Here is an 8,945-nt window from a genome sequence, read left to right as displayed (position 1 = left end):
TCTCTGTCCGGCGCGGCTGCTCCGGCAGAGCCGGCGGCGGCGGGGCGGACGGGGCGAAGGCGGCTGGTGCTGGTGCTGGTGCTGGTGCAAGGTAGCCGTTGATCGCCGGGGGACGCTGTCCGCCGCGTTCGATCTCGGCCAGCGACGAGAGGATCTCGTTGGCGCGGATGTGCGCCTGCCCGATCGCCAGGCTCTGGTCCTTCACGCTCTCGACCGCCCGCGCGAGCCAGGCCCCGCCGGCCTCGTCCACGCCGGGCTGCCGCTGGTGCAGGATCTCCACCAGCCCTTCGGCGACCTGCAGCTGGCTTTCCAGATACCGGGAGTGCAGCGCCACATGCTGCGCGACCACGTCGTCGAGGCCGCTGCCGTCCCCGGCATCATCGACACGGCCGCTGCCCACCGCGTCGGCGCTGTGGGAGTGGGCCGCCGCCGGTGGTGCGGCGATAGCGACGGCCGGCGGCCACGCTGCCGCCGGCTGTGGGGCCGCCGACGTGGTCGGCGCTGGCGCGGCCGTCGAGGATGCGGCCGTCGATGATGCGGCGGCATGGCCGGCGGAGAGGACCGACGGGCCGGGTACCGACGGGCCGCCCGGCGCCGCCGCGTCCGCCGGCACCTGGTGGCCGTCCTGACGAGCGGCCCGGTGGGCGTCCGCGACATCCGCGTCGATCCCGTTACCAGCCCCGAGGCCGAGGCCGAGCCCGAAACCGTTGTCGCCGCCTGTCCCGTTGCCGCCTGTCCCGCTGGCGCCGCTGGCGCCGCTGGCGCCGCTGGCGGCCAGAGTGACGACCGACGCCCGGAAACCGTCGTCGAGCGCGGCCCGATAGGCGGCGCGGCGGGACTCCGGCACGTAGTCGGCTCCGTTCAGGGTCACGGCCATGCCCCGGGACTTCGGCGCCACCCACGCGGGGGCGTCGTACCGGTTGATCCCGCTGATCGGCGCGCCGAGAACCGCGAGCTGGACGGCGGCCTGCTTCAACGCGACGTCGCTGTCGCCGAGCGGGCCGGCGTCGGTGGGAACGGCGACGATGCCGGACTCCTCGAGGGTCCGCCTGGCCAGCGCGGTCAGCACCTGCTTGGGGCCGAACTCGACGAACACGTTGCAGCCGTCCGCACGGATAGCCGCCAGGGCCTGGACGAACTCGACCGGCTGGAGCAGCTGCTCGGTCAGCGCGCGCCGGTTCGCCTCGGTGTCCGGCCCGTACCGGACGCCCGCGGTGTTGGCGTAGACCGGCTGCCGCGGCTCGCCGATCCGCGCCGTCGAGACGGCGTGCCCGAACGCCTCGACGGCATGCGCCACATGGGAGGTGTGGAAGGCCGCGGAGACGGGCAGCGGCCGGGCGCCCAGCTGCCGCTGCTTGCATTCCTGGACGACCTCGCCGACCGCCTGGGTCTCCCCGCCGACGACCACCTGGTCCGGCGCGTTGTGATTGCAGATCACCACGCCGGGGAAGGCGCGGAGGATGTCGTCGACCTGCTCCCGGGTGGCCTGGACGGCGGCCATGGTGCCCGGGTCGTGGTCGGGGTCCTCGGCGGGCGGGGCCATCGCCTCGCCGCGGGCGCGGGCGAGGCGGAAGAAGTCCGCGTCGTCGAGGGCGCCCGCGGCCCACAGCGCGGTGAGCTCCCCGAAGCTGTGCCCGAGGAATCCCGCGCAGCGCAGGCCCAGCTCGGCGAGGTAGCGGAACTGGCCGGCCGAGAGCGCCCCGATCGCGGGCTGGGCGTACTCGGTCCGGCGCAGGGTGCTCTCCTGCTTCTGGCGTAGTTCCGCGTCGAAGACGGGCGGCGGGTAGATGATCGCGCCCAGCCGGCGGTCGGCTCCGGCGAACGCCTCGTTCGCGTCGTCGACGGCCCCGGCCACGGCCGGGATGTTGAGCACCGCCTCCAGGCCCATGTCCAGGTACTGGCTGCCCTGCCCGGCGAACAGCGCGCCCACCTTCAGGCCGGCCAGCGCCCGGGCGCGGAAGAACACCCCCGCCGGATGCGTCCACTGCGCCGCGTCCGGGGCGGCGGCGAGCTGCTCGACCGCCAGGGCGAGCAGGCGCTGGGCGGTCTCGTCGTCCACGGCGACGAAGCCGACCCGGGCGTGCTCCGCCGGGATCGGCGTGCTGTCGCCCGGCTCGGCGCCGGAGCGCAGCAGCTCCAGCAGGCTGGCGGTGTCGGCCGCGTGCCAGAGGTGGGCGCGGGCGGTGCGGTGCAGTGTCGTGGTGGCGCGGCGCTCGCCGGTGTGCTCCTCGGAGGCCGTGTGTTCCTCAAGAACGACGTGGAAGTTCGTCCCGCCGAAGCCCATCGCCGAGGCGGCGGCCCGGCGGACCGGCCGGGCCGGGTCGCGGATCCACGGCCGGGTCCGGGTGTTGACGTACAACGGCCCGCCGGTGAAGTCGATCGCGCTGTTGGGATGCTCCACGTTGATCGTCGGCGGCAGCGTCCGGTGGTGCAGGGCGAGCGCGAGCTTTATCAGGCTCGCCGTGCCCGCGGCGCCCTTGGTGTGGCCGATCTGCGACTTCACGCTGCCGACCGCGGCGAAGTGCCGCTCGCCGCCCGCCTCGGCCAGCGCCTCGGTCAGCGCGGACAGCTCGGTCCTGTCCCCCACCGCGGTGCCGGTGGCGTGTGCCTCGAACAGCTCGACGGACGCGGGCGAGCAGTCGGCGTCGGCGTAGGCGCGGGCCAGCGCCAGCCGCTGCCCTTCGGCACGGGGCGCGTAGATGCTCTTGGACCGGCCGTCGCTGGACGAGCCGATGCCGCGGATGACCGCGTAGACACGGTTGCCGTCCCGCTCGGCGTCGGCGAGCCGCTTCAGCGCGATCATGCCGATGCCCTCGCCGATGAGGGTGCCGTCGGCGGCGTCGTCGAACGGCCGGATCCGCCCGCTCTTCGACAGGGCCTGGGTCTTGCTGAAGCACATGTACCCGAAGATCGAGTTCTCGGTGTCGGCGCCACCGGCGATCATCATCTCGGCCCGGCCGTCGACCAGCTCGGCCACGGCCATCCGCAGGGCTGACAGCGACGCCGCGCAGGCCGCGTCCACCGTGCAGTTCATCCCGCCCAGCCCCAGGCGGTTGGCGACCCGGCCGGAGACCACGTTGGCCAGCAGGCCGGGGAAGGAGTTCTCCTCCCACGGCGCGAACGCCTGGACGTACTTGGCGGCGATGGCCTCGGCGTCGGACGCGCTGAGCCCGCAGCTACGGACCACTTCCTTCAGGACGGGGGTCGACAGCCGGGCGGCCAGCGGATGCATCAGCGGGACCGGCCCGGTGACCCCCAGGACCACCCCGGTGCGGGTGGCGTCGTACCAGTCGGAGCCGGTCGCGCCCGCGTCGCGCAGCAGGTCCCGGGCCACGATCAGGCTCAGGGTCTGCATGACGCTGGTGACCTCGAGCTGGTTCGGCGGGATGCCGAACTCCAGCGGGTCGAAGTCGACGTCGGGGATGAAGCCGCCGCGGCGCGAGTAGGTCATGTCCGGGACGGTCGGATCGGGGTCGTAGTAGTCGTCCAGGTTCCACCGGTCCGCCGGGACGTCCTGTGTGCAGTCCGTCGCGTCGACGATGTTCTGCCAGTACTCCCGGTAGTTGTAAGCGTTCGGGAAGAGACCGGCCATACCGACTATCGCGATCGGATTGTCGGCCAGGCGCCGTTGCGCCAGCGTGTCGCCGCTCACCGTTTTCCTCTCCTGAGCTTTCCTTGAGCCTTGTCGCAGCGGATGGTCCCGGCCTTTTCCGTGGCCCGGGCCCGCGTTTTCGGGTGCGGTGCCCGCGAGGCTCCGCGTTTCCGCGCCCCGCTTTCCCGGATACTGCTTTCCCGGAAACTTCTCTCCCGGGTTCCCGTTCCTGGGCCGGCCGCCGGCGGGCGCCTCGGATCCGGCATGTTCCGCCGGCTCGCCCGGTGCCCGCGGGCACACGAAAGAGCCGGGACGGGGAGCCAGCGGCGCTGGTTCCCCACTCGGCCGTGCCGTGCGGCGGCCCGGTGAAGCCGGGCCGGTGGGACCTTCTGGATCGGCGTGCGGACATCCGCGGCCGGCTGCCGGCCGGCGCGAGAAAAACCATGACCGTGCCTGTCCGGCCGTCCTGCCACGCCGGCCGTCCTGGCATTTCAGGTGATCTGGTGTTCCGAGTGATCTGGCATATCGGCTGGTCTGTTGTCTCGGCTGGTCCGATGTTCGGGCTGGTCCGATGTTCGGGCTGGTCTAGTACGACAGTGGTCCGGCACCGACGCCGGCGAACGGGGAGGCCGTGGACAGCGGCACCATTCCGGTGGCCAGGCCGACGAGGTCCGCCATGGCTTCGGCGAAGTGCTGGTGACCGATGGGGCTGGGGTGCAGGCCGTCGGCCGACCACATGGCCGGGTCCGCCCATTCCCGGCTGTCGACGACGTCCAGGCAGAGCGCGCCGGTACGTGCGGAGATCTCCCGCAGGTACTCGTTCGCCTCGGCGAAACGGCCCCGCAGGAGCTCCTGGAAGGACGCCGGCAACGGGAGGTTGCCGGGAATGTCCGCGTAGGTCGCGGTGAACATCACCGTGTCCGGGCCGGACAGCGTCGCGAAGATCGCCTCGAGATTCCGCCGGAAGCGGGCCGCGTCGTAGTCCCGGATCAGGTCATTGACCCCGGCCACGAACCCGATCAGCGGGGCCTTGTTCACCAGCGCGACCCGAAGCTGCCGGTCGATCACATCCTGGGTGGTCGCGTCGAAGGTCCCCAGGTTGAGGCAGCCGCTGCCCGCGATCCCGAACATCTCGGCGAACCGGGGCACCCAGCCGCGGTACGCCCCGTCCGGTGCGGGGTCGCCCCGGCCCTCGACGAAACTGTCACCGACGACCGTCATCCGCGCTTTCGCCATCATGTTCCCCGCTTCGTCCCGAGCTGCCCGCGAAAAGATTCCACAAGTTGGATGCCAGCCCACCCGTCCGTGCGGTCGTCACGCATTGTTCACACCCCTGTCATGTTATCCGGCAGGTCTTGGCACGGGCATTCGCCAGCAAGTTTCCTCTCAATTGTGCGAAGCATCCGAAAGAACGGTCAACGCCAATCCCGGATACCTATTGCCTGATCAGGGCGGGCTATCGACGCTATCCACGGGAAAACAGGATGCCCGCTCCAGAATTCTCGACAAATTTCGGCAGAGTTCACTGTCCCGTGGGGCCCGCCATACATCACCGGCCCGCTGCCACTGTCGCGGGAGGCCGCCGGGCGTGCCCGGACATCGTCACGCACTCTTCGGGAAACTTGTGCGACCGATACATTTTACAGCATTACACAGGTTTTGCACCAGTTCGTCCACAGTGCCGGCGGAACCCGTTCAGCCCGCCGCGATGCTGCAGGCATAGTCGAAGTGGAACTTGGCCAGCAGCACGTCGGCGTCGTCGTAGAGCAGCGCCCTGCCGTCCAGGTCGAACTGCTCCGCGGCCGTGCTGGCCAGGATTCGCCGCGCCTCTCGCTCGTCCACGGTGGCGATCGCGCGGACCCGGCCGACGGCCGGCTTCCGGAAAATCGACCGCGCGTCCCGGACCACCGTGTACTCGACCCGGGCCAGGCGCGGCGCCAGCGCGCCGGCCAGCGCGGCGGCACCGGCGATATCCGCGGCCAGGAAGAGCGCGCCGGCGTGCACCGTCCCCAGATGATTGGTGAGGTTCCTGTCCGCCGGAATCTCGACCACCGCGCGGTCCGGCCCAACCTCGGTGATATCGGCCCCGACGAAACGACCGAAGGGCACGAGCGAGTTCGTGATCTCACGAATCCGTTCGTAGTCGACGACTCCGCCGGTGGCCTCGCTGAATATCGCATACCCGGCCTGGGCGGGCGGAACCCGCGTGTCACTGGTCACGTCTACCATCCCAACACTGTTTTCCTACCGGACCGTGAACAGGTGTCGAACCGGTCACCGGAGGCGGCGGAAAAAGAGGTGAAGCGCCATGCGGGCAGGAGCGCGCGGGGCGGGGGAAAACGGGCACGAAGACGGTCCGCACCGCGGCGGCGCCCAGCGGAGCCCATCAGCGGAGTTCGCCAGCGGAGTTCGCCAGCGGAGTTCGCCGGTGCGCCTCACCGGTGAGCGCGCAGCACCCGGCGGGCGATGGACCAGCGCAGCACCTCGGACGGGCCCTCGTAGATCCGGAAACCCCGCGCCTCGACAAGAAAGCGGGCGACCAGTTCGTCCTCGCACACACCGAGCCCGCCGTAGAGCTGCACCACGCGGTCGAGCACCCGCCAGACCGCCTCCGACACGAAGGTCTTGGTGATCGCGGACGCGTGGCGCGCGGCGCCGCTGAGCGCGCCACGCTCGTCGATCACGGCGGCTGTCGAGTGGACGAGCGCCCGGGCGGCCGCGATGTCGATCTCGTTGTCGGCGACGTGCGCCTGGGCCATCCCGTGGCCGGCGACCGCTGTCCCGAACGCCTCGCGCCCGACGATCCGCGCGGCCGCCATCTCGTGCGCCCGGACGGCCACCCCCAGCCAGCTCATCGAGAACATGATGCGGGAGGGGGCCAGCCGTGCCTGGATCTGCTCGAAGCCCTTCCCGGCCTCGCCGAGCACGGCGTCGTCGGGCACGAAGCAGTCGTCGAACGTCACCTCGCAGTGGCCGCCCGGGGCGCTGTGGTCCAGCGTCGGCATGCGGCGGCCGACGGTGAGCCCCGGGTTGTCCTGGTCCACCACGAAGATGGTCGAGCCACCGGTGGTCGCGGCCATGCAGATGCTGAACGCCGCCCCGTCGGCTCCGGTGACGAAGTGCTTCGCACCGTTGATCTTCCAGCCGCCGGGGGCCTTCTCGGCGGTCGTGCGCAGCATCGCGAGATCCGACCCCGCCCCCGGGGACGGTTCGGACACCGCGAGGGACGAGCGGACCTCACCGCGCGCCAGCGGCTCCAGGTACCGCCGCGCCTGCTCGGCGGTGGCGAGGTGGGCGAGCAGGTGGATGTTGCCGTCGTCCGGGGCGGACGCGTTCACCGCGATCGGGCCGATCAGGCTCGCGCCGGCGGCCTCCAGCACGTGCGCCAGGGCACGGGTGTCGAGGCCGAGCCCGCCGTAGGCCACCGGCGACAGCGGGCCGAAGACCCCCGCCTGGCGTGCCGCCTCCTGCAGCCGCACCCGCAGCGCGTCGTCCATCGGACGCCCGTCGACGATGATCTCCCGCTCGACCGGGAAGACATGTTCCTGGACGAACGCCCTCGTGCGTTCGGCGATCCGCTGCGGGCTGGCGCCCGCGCTGCCCGCGCTGGACGCGCTGGACGCGGTGAGTGCGGTGAGTGCGGTGGGTACGGCGTTCACGGCTGGGCACGCTCCTGGTCTGTGTCGGCGCCGCCGCCGCGCGGGGGCGGCGGGCGGCGCGTCCGTTCCTCCTGCCGCGCCGCCTGGTTCACCGGCTCCCCGCTCCCCTGGCTCCCCGGTACACCAGGGCACCTGATGACCGAGGAGCGGTACAGGCGAGAAGCGATATCGTCCTATACCAGCAGGTATTGTCTGATACAGGCTTATACGGGCAGATGTGGGCGAGAAACGGTCAGGCGGCCGTGAGCAGCCGCTTGTCCCGCGGTGTCCCGACCGCTTCGTAGAGCTTCTCCAGGTGCTCCGGAGCGAAGAACTCCTCACCGTGGATGCCCCCGCCTATCATCGCGTAGAACTTCTTCGTGTATTCCGGGCTCTGGCTCGTGGCGCGCAGCACCGAGTCGAAGAAGGGGGGCAGCGGGAGGAGTTCGGAGATCATGCAGGTGAACTCGAAGGTGCTCTTGCTCCGCTCGTCGCGGAGCCTGGCGTACTCCGCCACCGCGTCGTCGATCGGGCGCTCGCCGGCCAGTCCTTCGTGCAGATGGTTCGCCAGGAGCTCGGCGTACACGAGGGCGTCGGTGATTCCCCAGCCGGTGAACGGGTCCTTGTGGTATCCGGCGTCCCCCACCAGCGCCCAGCCCGGCCCGTTGGAGCGGCGGTAGTAGTTGTCCGGGTAACGCATCACCCGGAAGTTCTCCTCCCGCTTCCCCTTCGCCCGCAGTTCCTCACCGAGCTCGGGGACGACCTCGTCGTACACCGCGTGGAAGTTGTTCTCCACGTCGGTGCGGAACGCGCTGAAGTGCTCCCGCCGGCGCAGCAGGGACAGCAGGTTCAGGCCGTCGTTGGTCGGCCACGTTCCTATCTGCTGCTCGTTGAAGCCGGTCCGGTGGTGGAAACTCCAGTCCAGGCCGCTGAAATACGAGTAGTAGACGAAGCAGCTCGCCGGGACCACCCGGTAGAAGTCGGCCCCGACCTTGTCCGCGACCGTCGAGTTCCGGCCGTCCGCGCCGACGACGAACGAGCCGCGGAACTCCTGCTCCGGCCCGTCGCCGAACTGGCCCCGGATACCGGCCGCACGGCCGTCCTCGAAGATCACGTCCTGGACGGTGAAGCCCTCGAGGATCTCCACTCCGGCCGCGCGCGCCGCGTCGACGAGAATGCCGTCCAGGACGGTGCGCCGCGGGGAGTAGACCTCGGTGATGCCCTCGATCGGGTCGGCGAAGCCCTCGATGTGGATGCCGGTGTAGGACATGATCAGGTTTCTTATCGGCGGGACGCCCGACGCCACGAGGCGGTCGAGCAGGCCCCAGTCCCGCAGCCGGGCAAGGCCGGTCTGGTGAACATAGTGCGTCGAGACGGTGTCACTCGGGAAGGTAGACCGATCGACGACAAGGACCCGGTGGCCTCGCCTGGCGAGCAGCAGCGCCAGTGGTGAACCGGCGCAGCGCGCACCGACAACGATGACGTCGTACATGAGAATGTGCTCCTGTCGTGAACCCGGCGAAGCCCGCGGTGGTATTACACACGGCAGTGGTACGGGTCGATTTTCCACAGCTGCCGGAACGAGAGTCAACAACTACCGCCGAGATACATCGCCCAATTGGGCGGCACAATTGACCCACAACCCGGGAAGGGCCCGGAAGAACACCGGAAAGATATCCGGAGAATTCTCCACAGGTTCACCGGGCGTTGGGAGG

General features: G+C 70.6%; 5 protein-coding genes. All 5 read right to left on the bottom strand.

Annotated elements, in window-relative coordinates; genetic code table 11:
- Nucleotides 1-3,652: beta-ketoacyl synthase N-terminal-like domain-containing protein (locus AC5LUJ_RS14080; RefSeq protein ID WP_493465067.1), on the bottom strand; the 3,652-nt coding region annotated here is incomplete at its 3' end.
- A gap of 525 nt (nucleotides 3,653-4,177) precedes the next feature.
- The gene (locus tag AC5LUJ_RS14075; RefSeq protein ID WP_250280734.1) at nucleotides 4,178-4,831 is read right to left on the bottom strand and encodes an SGNH/GDSL hydrolase family protein; all 654 of its coding nucleotides are present in this window, start codon (nucleotides 4,829-4,831) and stop codon (nucleotides 4,178-4,180) included.
- Between the two features lie 456 nt (nucleotides 4,832-5,287).
- Nucleotides 5,288-5,821 (bottom strand): PaaI family thioesterase, encoded by a 534-nt coding sequence (locus AC5LUJ_RS14070; RefSeq protein WP_250280735.1) that lies wholly within the window; start codon nucleotides 5,819-5,821, stop codon nucleotides 5,288-5,290.
- Between the two features lie 206 nt (nucleotides 5,822-6,027).
- Nucleotides 6,028-7,251 carry an acyl-CoA dehydrogenase family protein gene (locus AC5LUJ_RS14065; RefSeq protein ID WP_445548433.1) on the bottom strand — a complete coding sequence of 408 codons (1,224 nt, stop codon included), beginning with the start codon at nucleotides 7,249-7,251 and terminating at the stop codon, nucleotides 6,028-6,030.
- A gap of 232 nt (nucleotides 7,252-7,483) precedes the next feature.
- A complete protein-coding gene (locus AC5LUJ_RS14060; RefSeq protein WP_250280736.1) occupies nucleotides 7,484-8,722 on the bottom strand; it encodes an NAD(P)/FAD-dependent oxidoreductase in 1,239 nt (412 codons plus the stop codon).
- Nucleotides 8,723-8,945 lie beyond the last annotated feature (223 nt).

This window comes from Protofrankia sp. CiP1_Cm_nod3 (genome assembly GCF_982290655.1).
This window is presented reverse-complemented; position numbering and strand designations above follow the sequence as displayed.

Coding starts and splice junctions, on each gene's coding strand:
- AC5LUJ_RS14075 (WP_250280734.1), bottom strand. CDS start 4,831: ATGATGGCGAAAGCGCGGATGACGGTCGTCGGTGACAGTTTCGTCGAG.
- AC5LUJ_RS14060 (WP_250280736.1), bottom strand. CDS start 8,722: ATGTACGACGTCATCGTTGTCGGTGCGCGCTGCGCCGGTTCACCACTG.
- AC5LUJ_RS14070 (WP_250280735.1), bottom strand. CDS start 5,821: ATGGTAGACGTGACCAGTGACACGCGGGTTCCGCCCGCCCAGGCCGGG.